Source organism: Nonomuraea sp. SBT364 (assembly GCF_001083785.1).
In the GTDB taxonomy this organism is placed as follows: Bacteria; Actinomycetota; Actinomycetes; order Streptosporangiales; family Streptosporangiaceae; genus Nonomuraea.
In genome coordinates, this window is sequence record NZ_LAVL01000022.1 from 1 (window position 1) to 15,064 (window position 15,064).

18 protein-coding genes are annotated in these 15,064 nt (G+C 71.9%); 8 read left to right on the plus strand and 10 right to left on the minus strand.

Annotation, left to right across the window (positions count from 1 at the left end; all coding sequences use genetic code 11):
- Nucleotides 1-452 (plus strand): GlcG/HbpS family heme-binding protein (locus ADY59_RS13320; RefSeq protein ID WP_049562056.1); only part of this gene is annotated, 452 nt, incomplete at its 5' end.
- Between the two features lie 28 nt (nucleotides 453-480).
- Nucleotides 481-1,152 carry an ankyrin repeat domain-containing protein gene (locus ADY59_RS13325; protein ID WP_082310080.1) on the plus strand — a complete coding sequence of 224 codons (672 nt, stop codon included), beginning with the start codon at nucleotides 481-483 and terminating at the stop codon, nucleotides 1,150-1,152.
- A gap of 8 nt (nucleotides 1,153-1,160) precedes the next feature.
- Here ADY59_RS13325 and ADY59_RS13330 read toward each other — a convergent pair whose 3' ends face one another.
- Both ADY59_RS13330 and ADY59_RS13335 read right to left on the minus strand, forming a co-directional pair.
- The gene (locus tag ADY59_RS13330; RefSeq protein ID WP_049562058.1) at nucleotides 1,161-1,550 is read right to left on the minus strand and encodes a hypothetical protein; all 390 of its coding nucleotides are present in this window, start codon (nucleotides 1,548-1,550) and stop codon (nucleotides 1,161-1,163) included.
- Nucleotides 1,551-1,592: 42 nt separating this feature from the next.
- Complete coding sequence (locus ADY59_RS13335) at nucleotides 1,593-2,030, minus strand: hypothetical protein (RefSeq protein ID WP_049562060.1); 438 nt, start codon at nucleotides 2,028-2,030, stop codon at nucleotides 1,593-1,595.
- A 167-nt stretch (nucleotides 2,031-2,197) separates the two neighbouring features.
- Here ADY59_RS13335 and ADY59_RS13340 point away from each other — a divergent pair, with 167 nt between their 5' ends.
- A complete protein-coding gene (locus tag ADY59_RS13340) occupies nucleotides 2,198-4,528 on the plus strand; it encodes a hypothetical protein (RefSeq protein WP_049562061.1) in 2,331 nt (776 codons plus the stop codon).
- Nucleotides 4,529-4,663: 135 nt separating this feature from the next.
- Here ADY59_RS13340 and ADY59_RS13345 read toward each other — a convergent pair whose 3' ends face one another.
- Nucleotides 4,664-5,194 carry a GNAT family N-acetyltransferase gene (locus ADY59_RS13345; RefSeq protein ID WP_049562170.1) on the minus strand — a complete coding sequence of 177 codons (531 nt, stop codon included), beginning with the start codon at nucleotides 5,192-5,194 and terminating at the stop codon, nucleotides 4,664-4,666.
- Between the two features lie 148 nt (nucleotides 5,195-5,342).
- Here ADY59_RS13345 and ADY59_RS13350 point away from each other — a divergent pair, with 148 nt between their 5' ends.
- On the plus strand, nucleotides 5,343-6,137 hold the full coding sequence (locus ADY59_RS13350; protein WP_197093611.1) for a glycerophosphodiester phosphodiesterase family protein: 795 nt from the start codon (nucleotides 5,343-5,345) through the stop codon (nucleotides 6,135-6,137).
- On the opposite strand, the gene ADY59_RS13355 is transcribed toward ADY59_RS13350, so the two are convergent.
- Genes ADY59_RS13355 through ADY59_RS13385 form a run of 7 tightly spaced genes read right to left on the minus strand, consistent with a single transcriptional unit; the run spans nucleotide 6,118 to nucleotide 11,156 of the window.
- On the minus strand, nucleotides 6,118-6,849 hold the full coding sequence (locus ADY59_RS13355; protein ID WP_049562062.1) for a polysaccharide deacetylase family protein: 732 nt from the start codon (nucleotides 6,847-6,849) through the stop codon (nucleotides 6,118-6,120). The two genes, ADY59_RS13350 and ADY59_RS13355, sit on opposite strands and share 20 nt — an antisense overlap.
- Nucleotides 6,846-7,139 (minus strand): hypothetical protein, encoded by a 294-nt coding sequence (locus ADY59_RS13360; protein WP_049562064.1) that lies wholly within the window; start codon nucleotides 7,137-7,139, stop codon nucleotides 6,846-6,848. The genes ADY59_RS13355 and ADY59_RS13360 overlap by 4 nt, the downstream gene beginning before the upstream one ends.
- Nucleotides 7,136-7,990, minus strand: a complete 855-nt coding sequence (locus ADY59_RS13365) for a class II fructose-bisphosphate aldolase (protein ID WP_049562066.1) — start codon at nucleotides 7,988-7,990, stop codon at nucleotides 7,136-7,138. Before ADY59_RS13365 ends, ADY59_RS13360 begins: the two co-directional genes overlap by 4 nt.
- Nucleotides 7,981-8,925 (minus strand): 1-phosphofructokinase family hexose kinase, encoded by a 945-nt coding sequence (locus tag ADY59_RS13370; RefSeq protein WP_049562067.1) that lies wholly within the window; start codon nucleotides 8,923-8,925, stop codon nucleotides 7,981-7,983. The genes ADY59_RS13365 and ADY59_RS13370 overlap by 10 nt, the downstream gene beginning before the upstream one ends.
- Before the next feature lie 19 nt (nucleotides 8,926-8,944).
- Nucleotides 8,945-9,259, minus strand: a complete 315-nt coding sequence (locus tag ADY59_RS13375; protein WP_049562069.1) for a hypothetical protein — start codon at nucleotides 9,257-9,259, stop codon at nucleotides 8,945-8,947.
- A 2-nt stretch (nucleotides 9,260-9,261) separates the two neighbouring features.
- Nucleotides 9,262-10,167, minus strand: coding sequence for an SIS domain-containing protein (locus tag ADY59_RS13380; RefSeq protein WP_049562071.1), 906 nt, complete (start codon nucleotides 10,165-10,167; stop codon nucleotides 9,262-9,264).
- The gene (locus ADY59_RS13385) at nucleotides 10,164-11,156 is read right to left on the minus strand and encodes a carbohydrate kinase family protein (RefSeq protein ID WP_049562072.1); all 993 of its coding nucleotides are present in this window, start codon (nucleotides 11,154-11,156) and stop codon (nucleotides 10,164-10,166) included. Before ADY59_RS13385 ends, ADY59_RS13380 begins: the two co-directional genes overlap by 4 nt.
- Here ADY59_RS13385 and ADY59_RS13390 point away from each other — a divergent pair.
- The 4 genes from ADY59_RS13390 to ADY59_RS13405 all read left to right on the plus strand — a co-directional run bounded on the left by ADY59_RS13390 (nucleotide 11,155) and on the right by ADY59_RS13405 (nucleotide 15,056).
- The gene (locus tag ADY59_RS13390) at nucleotides 11,155-11,709 is read left to right on the plus strand and encodes an SDR family NAD(P)-dependent oxidoreductase (protein WP_049562074.1); all 555 of its coding nucleotides are present in this window, start codon (nucleotides 11,155-11,157) and stop codon (nucleotides 11,707-11,709) included. The two genes, ADY59_RS13385 and ADY59_RS13390, sit on opposite strands and share 2 nt — an antisense overlap.
- A gap of 228 nt (nucleotides 11,710-11,937) precedes the next feature.
- A complete protein-coding gene (locus ADY59_RS13395; RefSeq protein ID WP_049562076.1) occupies nucleotides 11,938-13,230 on the plus strand; it encodes an ABC transporter substrate-binding protein in 1,293 nt (430 codons plus the stop codon).
- Nucleotides 13,231-13,371: 141 nt separating this feature from the next.
- Nucleotides 13,372-14,208, plus strand: coding sequence for a carbohydrate ABC transporter permease (locus ADY59_RS13400; protein WP_049562078.1), 837 nt, complete (start codon nucleotides 13,372-13,374; stop codon nucleotides 14,206-14,208).
- On the plus strand, nucleotides 14,205-15,056 hold the full coding sequence (locus ADY59_RS13405) for a carbohydrate ABC transporter permease (protein WP_156325467.1): 852 nt from the start codon (nucleotides 14,205-14,207) through the stop codon (nucleotides 15,054-15,056). Before ADY59_RS13400 ends, ADY59_RS13405 begins: the two co-directional genes overlap by 4 nt.
- The last annotated feature ends 8 nt before the right edge of the window (nucleotides 15,057-15,064 follow it).

Below are 15,064 nucleotides of genomic sequence, written 5' to 3' on the forward strand. Positions count from 1 at the left end.
TCCTTCATCGCCGCGTCGGCCATCTTCAGGGCGCCGTCGTCCAGGCCGGTGCGCTCTCGGCCGACGCCGCCCTGAAGATGGCCGACGCGGCGATGAAGGAGGCGGCGAAGCTGAAGCAGCGCGTCACGGTGGTGATCGTCGACCGGTCCGGCGTGACCCGGCTGGTGCTGAAGGGCGACGGCGCGGGCCCGCAGACCGAGGAGTCCGCCCGGCGCAAGGCCTTCACCGCGGTCTCCTTCGGCAGGGCGACCAGCGAACTCGCCAAGGGCGTGACCGGCTCGGGCCCGACCATCGCCGACATCCCGGGCACCCTGTTCCTCGCCGGCGGCGTGCCCGTCGCCTCCGGCGGCGCTCCCGTCGCGGGCATCGGCATCGGCGGCGCGCCCAGCGGCGACCTCGACGAGGCCATCGCCCGGGCCGGCGTCAAGGCGGTCGCCGGGCAGCTCGGCTGAGGCCGCCGTGCGACGGCAGGATGATGGAATGAAGCGCCGCACGCTGCTGACCTCAGGGCTGACCCTGCTGCTGGCGGCCTGCGGTGCCGATTCGGAAGGAGACAAGGTGCGCAACGAGGAACTCCTGGCCGCGGCGGCGCGCGGTGACACCGCCGCCGTGCGCGACGCGCTGGCGTCCGGGGCCGACGTCGACGCCCGTGACGGGCAGCGCCGGACCGCTCTGCTGCTCGCCGCCGCGGCCGACCACGTCGAGACGGCGAAGCTGCTCGTCGCCGCCGGCGCCGACCCCGACGCGCGGGACTCCAGGCAGGACACCCCCTGGCTGGTCACCGGCGTCACCGGGAGCGTCGCGATGCTCCGGGCGCTTCTCCCGGCGGGACCGGACCTGACCGTCCGCAACCGCTACGGGGGCGTCTCCCTCATCCCCGCCTGCGAGCGCGGGCACGTCGACTACGTACGCGAGGTGCTCAAGACCGGCATCGACGTCAACCACGTCAACGACCTCGGCTGGACGGGTCTCCTGGAAGCGGTCATCCTGGGCGACGGCGGCCCCGCCCACCAGGAGATCGTCCGCCTGCTGATCGCCGCCGGAGCCGACGTCGACCTGGCCGACCGCGACGGCGTCACCCCGCTCGCGCACGCCGTCGCCAAGCATCAGGCCGAGGTGGCCGCCCTGCTCCGGGCCGCCGGTGCACACTGACGGGGTGACTAGGCCGCGGAGCGCCCCGCCGAAGCGAGCGTGCGGAGAACCTCCCCGGTCAGGTCGGTGTTCGACGGGAGTTCGAGCACGCTCTGCCGGCAGTCGCCGGGGTCGCGGACGTGCGGATCGGGCGTCAGCCACGCGTCGGGGGACTCCCCGGCGCAATCCAGGACGATGATGTCGTAGCCGGGGCCAAGTGTGCGCCCGGGCGCGGGGGCCGTCACCGTGACGGTCGGTCCGGCGACGACGGCGGGCGGATCGCCCGTCACGGCCCCGACCATGCCGGTGATCGTCGAGCACGTGGCCGCCAGGGCGCTGACGAGGGCGAGCGCCGCGAGTTGCTCGGTGGTGAGCCGGATGCCGCCGCGAGCCGGCCGGCGGTGACGTCCTCGGACCATACCCCCATGCTACGCGTGGTGCTGGGTCGACTGCAGTGAGTATCAGGTCACCGGCAGCGCCGTGGCCAGGAGGACCACGCCCATCGAGCCGATCAGCGACGACACCGCCAGGGCGCGGGCCGGGCCGCGCCGTCCCGAGCCGCTCGCCCAGCCGTGCAGCGCGGCGGCCACCATGACCGCGCAGAACAGGACCAGCTTCGCCGCCAGGATCCGCCCGTACCCCGGCTCGGCCAGGGAGGCCCAGGTGACGCCCTTGTGCCGGGCGATCGCCACGCCGGTGGCGAGCTGCACGGGCAGGAACACCGCGACGGTGATCAGCCCGAACCGGCGGCCGACGGCGGTGAGCAGCTGGGCGCGCCGCTGGTCGTCGAGCAGGCGGCGGGCCGACGGCAGCACCACGAGCGAGACCGTGAGCTGCCCGCCGACCCACAACGCCGCCGCCAGCACGTGCAGGAACCGCACCACCGCCCACCAGGTCATACGGGTACGTCCTTTCCGATCGTGCCGAACGGCGCCCTGACCGGCTCGTCCTGCACCAGAACCTACTCCCGGGCCAGGAGTGAGGGCTGAGCGCCATGGCTTGATCAACTTTGCGGTGACTCGCTAGGGTTGGGCGCCTTTGACCGCTCCGCCTCCAGGGGATGGCCATGCGCCGCTACCGTTTCGGCAGGATCGCCGCCGTGATCGCGCTCGGGTACTTGGCCGCGATCGGCGTGCTGGGCGCCGTCGCGCCGGCCACCGACCGGGACGACCTCCTCTGGAGGATCGTCACCCGATCCCCCGGCACGGACTGGTACTTCGGCCCCGAAGACGCGTTGACCGTCCCGTGGTGGCTGGCGCTCGTCCTGGTCCTCATCGGGGCAGTGCAGGCGTGGGCCCTGTGGCAGGTGCTGCGCGGGCGCACCCGTGGCGAGCTGACACCCCGGGGCAGGAAGGTCGGCCTGCTGCGGTCCGCCCTGTATCTCGACGTCGGCTACAGCCTGATCGCCATCGTCAGCATCCCGCTGATCAGTGCGTTGGAGATCTACTGGCTCTGGACGGTGACGGGGATCGCCTCCCTTCTCGTGCAGCAGGCCGTCGTCTGGCTGTTCTTCCTGGTGCTCCGGGACGTCGTCTCCCGCAGGCTGCGGCTGTTCTCCCTCGTCACCGGCACCATCGCCGCCCTGAGCGGCATCGGTGAGGAGATCGCGGATGCCGCCGGCCTGCTCTTCGCCGGTGAAATCTGCAGCCTTGCCGGCGGGTACGGCCATGTCTGGCTGGCGTGGGCCGGGTCGATCATGATCGCCCAGGTCAGGGACCCTCGCTGGAGCGCGGCGACCGTCCGGATCGGCGTCGTCTCGCTGGTGGTGTTCGTTCTCCAGCCCAGCGGGATGGTCTCCTTCGGCGGCAACGGGTTCCCGTACATCCTCATGGTCTACACACTCCTCGGCGCCGTCAGCGTCTTCGGCCTGGTGTGGAACGCCAGGACCGCCCACGAGCTGGCGAACCCCCTCCCGCGGCCGGTCCCACGGCCGGTCCCACGGCCGGCGCCGGCCCGTGCGGCAGCCAGGTGGTGGCCGGTGGCCGCCGTGGCGGTCGCGCTCCCGCTGATCCCCGCCGCCGTCAACCTCGCCCAGGGCAGGTATCACTGGATCGGCCCCAGAGGCGTGATCGAGTACTACGTCCGGGTGGACGGGGGCAGCGGGCACGCGCTGACCTGGCTCGCCCTGGACGTCCTCGTCGGCGTCGGCGGCCCCGCGCTGCTCGTCCTGGCCGCCGTCCTGCGCCGCACCCGCCGCGTCGTCCGGTTGACGACGCTGACGCTGACCGTCGCCTCGGCCGTGGGCCTCGTCAGCGCGTTCACGGCGACGCCGGTGACGGACGGCTTCTACGAGGGCATGCAGATCTATCCGGAGGGGCTGTTCACGAAGGGGGACGACGGTGAGATCTTCCTGGGCATCTCACCGTCGTGGTACGCCGCGGCCCTGCTCGCCTCCGCCCTGCTCCTGGCGGCGCTGTACCCGGCGGCGCCGGCCCCGCGCGTACGCCGTCGCGTGCTGCCGGCCGCGCTCGCCACGCTGCTCGCGCTCGGGTTCGTGCCCGTGGCGGACCAGTCCCTCGGCCCGGCCACCGCGGCCGCGGACTGCCACCCGCGTGAGTCGTGGAGGGGTGAGCCCGAGGAGCCCGAGCTCACCCGGGACCAGCGCTTCGTGTGCTCCTTCCGGCAGGGAAAACTGATCGAGTTCCCCGACTCGACGCCCGACGCCGTGATCCTCGCCCACGCCCGGCGGCTGTGCGGCGTCTACACCCGCGACGATCCCCAGGAGGTCGCCCGCCTTCAGGCGCTGGAGGGGCTGACGCGCGACGCCCTGGTCCATCCGCTCGCGGAGATCTGCCCCGGCGCCGCCGCCGTGGTCCAGGCCGCGGCCGCCGAGCAGGACCGGGAGATGCGGGAGTGGCAGGACGACTCGCAGCGCCTGTGCGACTCGGCCACGAGCCATCGCCCGCTCATCGATCCGGCCAAGGCGATCCGCCTGAAGGAACCCCAGAGGACGGACTACGGTGTCCTGGACGCGTTCGAGCCGACGGAGGAGCACGCGGACCCGTTCGAGGACGGGCTGCTGGATCAGGCCCTGGACGACGGCCTGGTCGCCGCCCTGCCGGGCCACCTGATGATCGTCACGCACTCCGACTTCGACCTGTGCGTCACCCTGGAGACCTACACGCGCCGACCGCCGGTGGAGACCAAGGGCTGGGACCACGTCGCCGAGGTCGGCTACCTGAGCCCCACCGGTGACATCGTGCTCAGGGACGACCTGAGCGGCACCGAGTTCCCCGACCTCTCACTGAACGGCCGCGCGGGGCACTACCGCATCCGCGTGCACTACGACTGGTTCGCGTGGAAGGGCCTGCACGAAGGGGGCCAACGCCTGCTGATCATGGCGTACCCCGGCAAGGGGGACGAACCGGTGACCTACCGCAAGCCGCCCAAGCGGTGAGCCGGCCCCTCGCCGGGGTTGTCAGGAGTCGCGCCCATCGGCGTTGCCCGAGGTGATGCCGAACATCTCGTGGGTCAGGCGGCGCTTCCAGGGCCGCCGAAGGATGGCGTGAGTGAGGCGGCGGGTGGCCCGCGGTCAGGCGAGCCGGCGGGCCAGCACCTGTCCCGGCCAGGTCCCGTACAGGAACGGCTCAGTGGGAGTGAAACCGTTGCGTTCGTAGAACGCGACCAGTTGGCCCCCGCCGCCGGCCCAGCAGTCGACCCGCAGCAGCTCCACGCCGGCCCGCCGGGTCTCGTCCGCGGCGTGGGCCAGGAGCGTCGCCCCGATGCCCCGGCCGGCGTGGCGCCGGTCGGAGATCAGCAGCCGGACGTACCGCTCCGGCTCCCCGGCAGGCGCGATGGGCATCTCGGGGCTGGGGCCGGGGTGCAGCACCATCGCTCCGACCGGCGCCCCGGCCAGCTCGGCGATGTAGGGGGCGCTGTCGGCCATGAGCGCTTCGATCTTCGCCTTCGCGCCGGGCTTCTGCGAGTACGGTGTCGTGCCCCACTGCTCGGTGTTGCCCCGGGCGTTCATCCAGACCACCGCGGCGTCGAGCATGTCCAGCACGGCAGGCGCGTCGGCCAGGCTGCCCGGTCTGATCCGTATGCCATGTTCTGTGTCGTTCACGTGCGGAAGCTTAGACAGTGACCGACGGCGCAGGGGCCGGGCGCACCACCCGGCGCCGCCGCTCTTGATCATGTGAGGTCCGGCGCATACGCTGCCCGTACGGATCACTCCCTTGTCCAGCACCCCTCATGGACGGAGCCGGACCCTCGTGAAGCTCAGGACGAAGGCGGCGATCGCCGCATCGCTCACCATGACCACCTGCGTGACCACCTCCATGGCCGCCTCACCGGCTGCCCACGCGCTCGCCTGCCCGCCGGTCTTCGGGCACGGCGGCTACCCCTCGGGCCCGAACCCGTGGGACCGCGACCAGGTCCGCCAGCCCAACAACGTCCGAGCCCTGAACGACCAGAAGGCCTGGGGCGCCGACGGCGTGGAAGGCGACGTCCAGCTCACCCGGCAGGGCACCAAGGCCGTCATGTGGCACAACACCACCACCAACGGGCTGACGGGCACCCGGAAGAACATCACCGCCCTCTGGTGGACGGCCGGGAGCGACAACCTGCGCGATCGCCGCATCGCGCGCGGCCCGTACCAGGGAGAGCAGGTCTACACGCTGCGGCAGTGGCTCGACCACGTACGCTCACGCGGTCTGATCGCCCTGCTGGAGGTCAAGCCCGAGGCCAGGGCCGTGCTGTCCGACCCCGCGTACGCGACGGCCGCCTGGAAGGAGATCTCCGACCCGATCAGGGAACGCCAGGCTGCGCAGCGCATCCTCGTCTACTCCCAGGACTCCTGGATCCAGGCCGAGCTCGGCAGGCGGCACCCGGGGCTGCTCAAGGGAGCCGAGGCCCGCTGGACCGACGGCGTGGGCTGGGAGGAGCCGCCGCCCGCCTGGAGCGGCAACGCGAGCCGCTGGCAGGAGGTGCTGAACCAGGCGCCGAAGAGCGTGATGACCAACTACCCCAAGGAGTACCGCGCCTGGCTCACCGGCAAGTGCGGCTGACCGGGCGCGGGGACGCACCCGCCCGGAAGGGGCAGGCGATGCGCTGGATCATCGTGTTGCTGATCTGGTAGCGGTAGCCGGCGTCCCTGACGGCCGCGTCCTGGTCCGGGCTGGTGCCGTGCGGCGTGCCGTACAGCCAGACGAAGGCGGCGGCCTCGCGGCCGGTGACGCGTTCCACGTCCCTGCGGGGCTTGAGGATCTCCCGCTCGACGTCCTCGGCGGTCCGGACCTTGGCGATCTGCTCGTGGGACCCGGTGTGCGGGATCACCACGTGCCGCTCGGCGATCGCCGCGACCTCGTCCCAGGTCATCGCCAGCCGATCGGCGGCGAGCTCCTCCTCCACCAGGTCGATGTGGTGGGCCTCCGCGAAGGCGCGCTGGTCGGGGACCGGGCAGTCGATGAACCGGGTGATCACCGGGAACCAGGCCACGATACCCAGCTCGTCGCAGATGGGGGCGGCGACGGTGGCGTTGTTCAGGTAGCCCTCGTAGAAGACGGGGATGAAGCCGGGCCGGTCCAGCCGCCACTCCCCCGTGGCATAGAAGTGGTCCAGGTCCTCCAGGGTCACGCACGCGAAGGAGGCGGCGTAGGCGGCCAGTTCCTCGCGCAGTTGCCCTGCCATGGAGTGCGGGGTGTTGTGGTAGTTGACCACGCGGAGGTACCTGCCCTCGCGCAGTGCCGTCCTGTGCTGCTCGAAGCCGTGGTCGGTCACGACCGGCCCTCCTCGTCGAAGTGTGCCCTGGCCAGGACGGTGATCACCGAGGCCAGGGATTTCAGGTCGCTGTCGCCCGCCTCGGGGCGCAGCAGTTCCCGGTAGTGGCCGGTCAGCCGGCTCAGCTCCGGGCCTTCGGCCAGCGCCCGCCCGTCGCGCACCGCCGGCAACGCGCCGGTCGGGTCCTCCAGGGCGAGGAACATCGGAATGCCCTCGCGTTCGAGTGCCCGCTGTTCGCAGTCGGCCAGGACCCCCGCCGCGTCCGGGTGGGGGGTGTAGCTCGGATTCATCTGTCCTCTCCTTCGTCCGCCGGGTCGAGCACCCGGAGCAGGTGGGCGACCTGTGTGGCCACCGCCTCACGTGCCGCGCCCAGGTATCCACGTGGGTCCACGCTCCCCTGCCGCGCGGCCAGGTGGTCACGCGCCGCGGCCGTGAAGGCCCGGTTGAGGTGGGTGGCGATGTTGATCTTCGTCATGCCGTGGCGTACGGCCTCGGCGAGGCCGCCGTCCGGCACGCCCGAGGAGCCGTGCAGCACCAGCGGCACGGGCACCGCGGCGCGCAGGCGGGCGATCAGCTCGACGTCGAGCACCGCCTCGCGCGTCAGCATGGCGTGCGAGGAGCCGACCGCCACGGCCAGGGCGTCGACAGCCGTCGCGGCGACGAACTCGGCGGCCTCGCCGGGATCGGTGCGCGCGTCCGGCGCGTGCACGCCGTCCTTGCCTCCGACCTCCCCGAGCTCGGCCTCCACGTACCCGCCGCCCGCGTGCACGCGGGCCGCCACCCGTGCCGTGGCCGCCAGGTTCTCCCTGTACGGCAGCGCGGATGCGTCGAACATCACCGAGCCGAAGCCGAGCTCCATCGCCTGGTCGACGAGCGCCGGGCTGGTGGCGTGGTCCAGGTGGACGGCCACGGGCACCTCGGACTCCTCCGCGACGGTGAGCAGCGCCCGGCCGAGCGGCGCGAGCGATCCGTGATAGCCGACGGTGTTCTCGCTGAGCTGCAGGATCACCGGCCGGTTCACCCGGCGGGCGCCTGCCACGATGCCCTCGGCGTGCTCAAGCTGGATCACGTTGAAGGCGCCGGCGCCGCATCCCCGGGATCTGGCCCGGGCGACGATCTCGGCGGTCGAGGTCAGCGGCACTGCGGCTCCTTCTCCTGTGCGGCGTGCAGCTCGACACGCGTCAGGTTGTCCCGGTAGGCGGCGAGGTCGACGTCCCCGGCCAGCGGGGCCGATACGGCCGCCGCGGACAGGGCGGCGGCGTGGATGAGCGTGCGGGGCCAGTCCCATCCCCGGGTCAGGCCGAGGGCGATGGCGGCCACGGCCGCGTCACCTGCGCCGGTGGGGTTGCCTTCCGCGGCCGGCGGCACCGCCCGCCATCGCCCGCCGGGCGTGTCGGCGTGGAGGCCGCCGGGCCCGTCGGAGGCGACGACGGCGACCGCTCCCAGCCGGCGCAGGTGCGCGGAGCCGTCGGCCAGGTCCGGCAGGCCGGTGGCCCTGCCCAGCTCGGCGGCGTTGGGTTTGACGACCTCGGGGCGTGCCGCGACGGCCAGCTGCAGCACCTGCCCGTCGGCGTCCACGACGACCGGGACACCGTGCCTGCGGGCCTCCGTCGTCAGGACGGCGTAGGCGTCGGCGGGCAGGCCGGGTGGCAGGCTGCCGGACAGCACCAGGACGGTGGCCGCCGGCAGCCGCGCCGCCACCTGTTCGCGCAGCTCCGCCCAGGCGCGCCCGTCCACCGGCGCGCCGGGTTCGCTGATCAGCGTGACGGTTCCCGTGCGGGAGTCGACGACGGTCACCGTGCGGCGGGTCTCCGCATCCACCCGGACCAGGTCGTGGGCGATCCCGGCGGTGTCCAGGTCGGCGCGCAGCACCTCGCCGCACGGCCCGCCCGCCAGGCCGAGCGCGATCACCGGAACGCCTGGGGCACCCAGGCGGCGCAGCACCCGTGCGACGTTCAGGCCCTTCCCGCCGGCCCGCGAGGCCACGGCACGCACCCGGTTGACCGAATCGACGCGCAGTTCGTCGACGCGGTAGGTGATGTCGAGCGCGGGATTGGCCGTAACGGTGACGATCACTGCCGTCCTCCTGACCGCGTCACGATCCATCTCCGGTGGCGACGACGCCCGGATCGGGCCAGCAGACGAGCACCAGGTCCGGATCGAGCGCGAGTTCGCGGGTGAGCAGCGAGGCCGCCCCGGTCACCGCCGCACGCATGAGGCCGGGCGGCCGAAGCCGCCCCCGGATCACGGCCACGGCCCCCGCGTCGTCCGGCGAAGGGCCGGGGGCGCCGGTCCGCTGGACGATCACGGCGCCGCCGGGCAGGCCGAGGGCCTGGGCGACCTCCTCCGCCAGCCGCGCCGCGAGTTCACGGGACACCGGCGCCGTGGTGGTGAGCTGGACGAACGGCACGGCTACTCCACCACGACGGAGCGGGACAGGTGCTCGGGCGAGTCGCAGTCCAGCCCCCGGTGCCTGGCGTACGCGACGGCCAGGCGATGCACGCGTACCAGCTCGGCCTGCGGGTCGGCGGTGGCCACGCGCAGGGTCGCCCCCGTGGCGTGGACCGCGTCCACGACATCCTCGGGCAGCGGCGACAGGGACCAGACGAGGCTGCGCGGGCCCGCGCACGCGATCGGGCCGTGACGGTACTCCAGCGTCGCGTAGGACTCCGTCCACAGACGGGCCGCCTCGCGACACTTGAGCGCCGCCTCCTCGGCCAGGCCCCGGGCCCAACCCGAGCCCAGGAACACCAGGTGGTCGTAGTCGGCGGGATCGGCCACCAGCGGTTCGGCCAGGGCCGCCCTTGCCTGGCCGGGCAGGCCCCGCAGGTCTTCGCCGATCGAGGCGCGCAGGAGGGTGAGCGCCGAGGTCGCGTACCGCGTCTGGACGACCGACCGCTCGTCGGCGAAGTCCAGCAGCACCTGGTGGTGGGTGGCCTCGACGATCGGGGACGCGGGCGTTCCGGTGATCGCGATCGTGGTGGTGTGCCGCGACAGTTCTCGCGCCAGCCGTACCAGGTCACTGGTGGTGCCCGAGCGCGACAGCAGCACCACCGCGTCGTAGCGGTCGGGGTCGTCCAGCTCGGTGGCGATGGCGGCCCTGGCCTTGCCCTGGCCCAGCGCCTGCCGGCGGCGGGCGTAGGCGTCCAGGACGTAGTAGGAGGTCCCGCAGCCGACCGCCAGCACGGCGGCGCCGCTGGACGGCAGGGCCCCGCGGAGATCGCCGGCGGAGTCGAGCACCCGCTGCCAGATCTCGGGCTGGCTCCGTACCTCACTCTCCGTGCGGTTGGCGAGGCCGTGGTCGGTCGTGGTGGTCACTGATGCGTCTCTCTTTCTGATGGGGTAGGACCTGGCTGCGGGGGGTGGGCGGTGACCGTGAGCGTTCCCGCGAGCGCGCCGGCCTGCTCCGCCGTCGCCTGTGCGGCGGTGCCGCCGATGCCCTGGGTGGACAGCGCGCCGCAGGCCGAGGCCGTGCGCAGCGCCGCCGGCACGTCGCCGCCGGCCAGCAGGGTGGCGAGCAGGCCCGCGTCGAAGGAGTCACCCGCACCGGTCGTCTCGATGGGGCTGACGTGGGGGGCGGTGACGGTGAGGACGGTGCCGTCGGGGTGATGGAGGAGCGCGCCGTCCGCTCCGCGCTTGACCACGGCGCAGGCGCCGCGGGCGGCCAGCGCGGCGGCCGCGGACGCGACGGTGGCCTCGCCGCTGATGCGGAGGGCCTCCGCCTCGTTGGGCAGCAGGTAGTCGACCAGCGGCAGCAGCTCCGGCAGGCCGTGCGCGAAGGAGCGGGAAGGGTCCCAGTTGGGGTCGACGGACGTGGTCGCGCCCCGCCGCCGGGCCTCGCCGAACAGCGCGGGCAGGCCCTCCCACAGGTCGTACTGGAGGAAGTAGGAGCTGACATGGACGTGCCTGGCCGCCGACAGCGCCGCCTCGGGCACGTCGGCGGCGGACAGGCGGCCGATCTCACCGGGGAAGGTGAGGATCGACCGGTCGCCCCGCGCGCCGAGCACGATGCTCATGCCGGTGCGCCGTCCCGGCCTGCGCACGCAGTACGTGGTGTCCACGCCGCGATCGCGCAGGTTCTCCAGCACGAAGGCGCCCAGCCAGTCGTCGCCCACGACGCCCGCCATGGCGACGCGCGCGCCGAGACGCGCCGCGCCGCAGGCGGTGATCGCCCCCGAGCTGCCGAGCACGATGTCGGCGTCCTCCACAATGTCCTCGACCTGTCCGAAGGACGGACGCACATCACCGCACTCGACGATGACGTCCGCGTTCAGCTCGCCCAAGACGAGGAGATCGATGTCAGCCATGCCACCTCACGTTCTGGTCATCGGGGGTACAGGCATCCTCGCGCCCGCCGTCGGAACCCTGGCGAAGCGCGGGGCGGTCGTGTCCGTCGTGTCCCGCTCGGCCGCCCGGGTGGCGGCTCTGCGGGACGACGTGGCCTCGGCCGGCGGCACGCGGGTCAACGGCGTGATCGCCGACGTCACGCAGCCGCGCGCGCTGGCCGCCGCCCTCGACGGGGCGGCGGAGGTGTTCGGCCCGATCGGCCTCGCGCTGGCCTACCAGCCGTCCGCGCCCGCCGGGTCGTGGGACGCCCTCGTCCCGCGGGTCACCGAGCTGCTGGTGACGGTCCTGGTCAGCGCCTACGCCGCCGAGGACGCTCCCCCGCACCCGCTGCGCGACGGCCGTCACGGCCGGCTGCTCGTGCGGCACCTGCTGCTCGGCTGGCACCGCGACGACTGCGGTGTGCGCTGGCACACCCCCGGGGAGGTGTCCGTCGCGGCTGTCGGCGTGGCCGACCGCCGTGCCAGCGCGGTGCTGGGTGCGGTACGCCCCTGGGCCGAGCGCCCGGGGGCCTGAGACCGCGCGCGCCTTCCGCATGCTTATCCCCTCACCCGAATCCAGCAGATTCTTTCAAAACGCTCAAATCTTTCAGATCGAAACGGTACGAAGGGGACGTGAAGCTGTCAAGCGCCATTGCTCTCAATAGAACAGCCAAGAGCGTCACGATCGATGAAAGGTATTGACGCTTTCTGGAGGAAGTTGATAGGACGGGCCCTACCTGGTTGTGCAGCCGAGGAGGCCCCCATGCAACTCAACCGTCGCCAGTTCCTGCGAACCGCCATCGGTACGGCCGCGGCGAGCTCCCTTGCCGCCTGCGGAGGATCACCGTCGACGGGAGGAGCCTCCGCCGACACCCTGACCTTCTCCGTCTGGGGCTCCGACGCCGAGCTCGGCTCCTTCAACGCCGTCGCCAGGGCGTTCGAGAAGCAGAACGCCGGCATCACCGTCAAGGTGGAGCAACTGCCCTACCAGCAGATGCGCTCCACCCTGGACGCCCGCCTCCAGTCCGGCCAGGGCCCCGACCTGTTCAGGGTGACCTACAACGACATCGGCATCTACAGCTCCCAGGGCGTGCTGCAAGACCTCAGCTCCGCGATCGGCAGCCAGAGCTCCGCCTTCGACGACGCCCTCTGGGCGGGCGTCCAGTTCGAGGGCAAGCCGTACGGCGTCCCGCACCACACCGACACCACCGCCGTGCTCTACAACAAGGAGCACTTCGCCAAGGCCGGCATCAAGGAGGTGCCCGCCACCCTTGAGGAGGCGTGGACCTGGGAGCAGTTCCTGGAGGTCGCCGAGAAGCTCAAGGCCGCCAACCCCGGCGGCGCGGCGTTCGGCGTCAACTGGCAGCAGTTCGGCGCGTTCCGCTGGTTCAACTGGCTCTGGCAGGCGGGGGGCACGGCGCTGGGCGCGGACGGCAAGACACCGGCCCTGGACTCCCCGCAGGCGCGAGAGGCGCTGGCCCTCACCAAGTCGTTCTACGACAAGGGTCTGATGCCCAAGAACATGCTGGTGAAGACCAACAACAGCCCTGACCTGGTCTTCCCCTCCGGGAAGATCTCGATGGCGTTCGTCGGCGACTTCCTGCTGCCCGACCTGTCCACCAGGGTCACCGACTTCGAGTTCGGCGCCACGTTCCTGCCGCGTGGCGCCGGCGGGGCCGCGACCGACCTCGGCGGCAACGCGGTGGCGGTCACGACGCAGAGCAAGAACCCCGACGCGGCCGCCGCCTTCGCGGTCTTCCTCGCCTCGGCCGACAACATGAAGCAGTTCTGCGAGAAGACCACCGTGCTGCCCGCCCGCAAGGACCTCGCCGACCGGCACCTGGACTACGCCGTTCGGCCCGACCTGATGCCGGTCTTCCAGCAGCAGGCCACCACGATGCCGCCCGACCTGGTGAAGCTCGTCACACTGCCCGGCTTCGCGGGGGTCAACGACGCCCTCGTCCAGCATCTGGAGGCCTACTTCGCCGGAGGCCAGTCCCCCGACGACACCATCGCGGGGCTGACGACGGCGCTCAAGAAGGCCGTCGCGGCCTAGCCGCGGAAGGGAGAACACGGGCAGATGGCATCAGCGACCAGCTCCGCGAGCAAGGCTCCGCCGGGACCACCCCCCAAGAGCGCGCGATCGTGGGCAGCCGCGCTGCGCACGCGCAGAGGACGTGAAGCGGCGGCGGGCCTCATGTTCGCCGCTCCCGCCGTCGCGGTGTTCGCGGTCTTCATGTTCTGGCCGCTGATCAAGGTCGTGTGGATCAGCTTCCAGAAGACCAGCGGCTTCGGCATCGCCCGATGGATCGGGGCGCAGAACTACCAGGACATCATGGCCGACCCGATCTTCTGGACGGCCCTGGCCAACACGGCCCTCTACACGTTGCTGTCCGTGCCGCTGTGCCTGTTCGCCGGGCTGGCGGCGGCGCTGCTGCTCAACAAGAAGATGCCGGCACGCGGGCTGATCCGGGCGATCTTCTACATGCCCGCCGTCATCTCCGGCGTCAGCAGCGCGCTGATCGCCGCGTGGATGTTCAACGAGGACCTCGGCATCGTCAACAGGATCCTCGGCCTGCTGGGTCTCGACGGCGTCGCGTGGCAGTCGGAGGGGCTGCCGGCGATGCTCTCCCTGGTCGCCGTCAGCCTGTGGATCGGGCTCGGCTTCAACATGGTCGTCTACCTGGCGGCGCTGCAGGGCATCCCGCGCCAGGTGTACGAGGCGGCCCGCTGCGACGGCGCCTCCTGGTGGCAGACGCTGCGCTCCATCACGATCCCCTCGCTGGCCCCCACCACCTTCTTCCTGGTCGTGATCGGGATCATCAACAGCTTCCAGGTCTTCGACATCGTCTACGTCATGACCGGCGGCGGACCGGGCAACTCCACGACGATGCTCGTGACCTACGCCTACTCCACCGGTTTCGAGCAGCGCCAGCAGGGCTACGCCTCGGCGATCGGCGTGCTGCTCTACCTGATCGTTCTGGTGCTGACGGTGGTCCAGTGGCGGATCGGCCGTCGCAGGGACACCGCATGAGGAGGGGGGCGGCGATGACGGCCGCGAACATCCACGAGCGGCGTGCCGTACGGCTGCGCCTGGCCTTCGCGGCGGCCGGAGCGGTGGCCGTGCTGTTCCCGATCTACTGGATGATCGTGACGGCGCTCTCCACCCCCGCCGAGTTGCGCGGCTCGCGGTTCAGCCTGTGGCCCGCCGCCGCGAACTGGGAGAACTTCATCGGCCCGTGGAGCAAGTTCCCCTACCCGACGTGGATCCTCAACTCCGCGGTCATCGCGGTGAGCGCCGTCGCGCTGACCGTCGTCATCAACCTGATGGCGGGCTACGCCTTCGCCAAGCTCCGCTTCCCCGGCAGGGACGTGCTGTTCCTCCTGGTCCTGAGCACGCTGATGGTGCCCGTCCAGGTCGTCATGGTGCCGCAGTTCCACCTCGTGGTGGACTTCGGGCTGCTCGGCTCGAACTGGGGCGTCGTCCTGCCCCGGCTGGCCGAGGCGTTCGGCCTGTTCATGGCGCGCCAGTTCATGATGGCGGTCCCCGACGAGCTGCTGGAGGCAGCCCAGGTCGACGGCTCGGGACAGTGGCGGACGTTCTTCAAGGTGGTGCTGCCGCTGTGCAAGCCGCTGATCGCCGTCCTGGTGATCTTCACGTTCATGTGGCGGTGGAACGAGTTCGCCTGGCCGCTGATCGTGCTGAAGGACCCCGAGAGCTACACGCTCCAGGTAGGGCTGCTGTTCCTGAAGAACCAGTACGGCCAGGACTACGGGGCGCTCATGGCGATGTCGCTCGTGTCGATGATCCCCATGCTGATCGTCTTCGCGCTCTTCCAGCGGCACTTCGTCGAGGGCATGGCCCGCTCGGGCATCAAGTGATGGGAAAC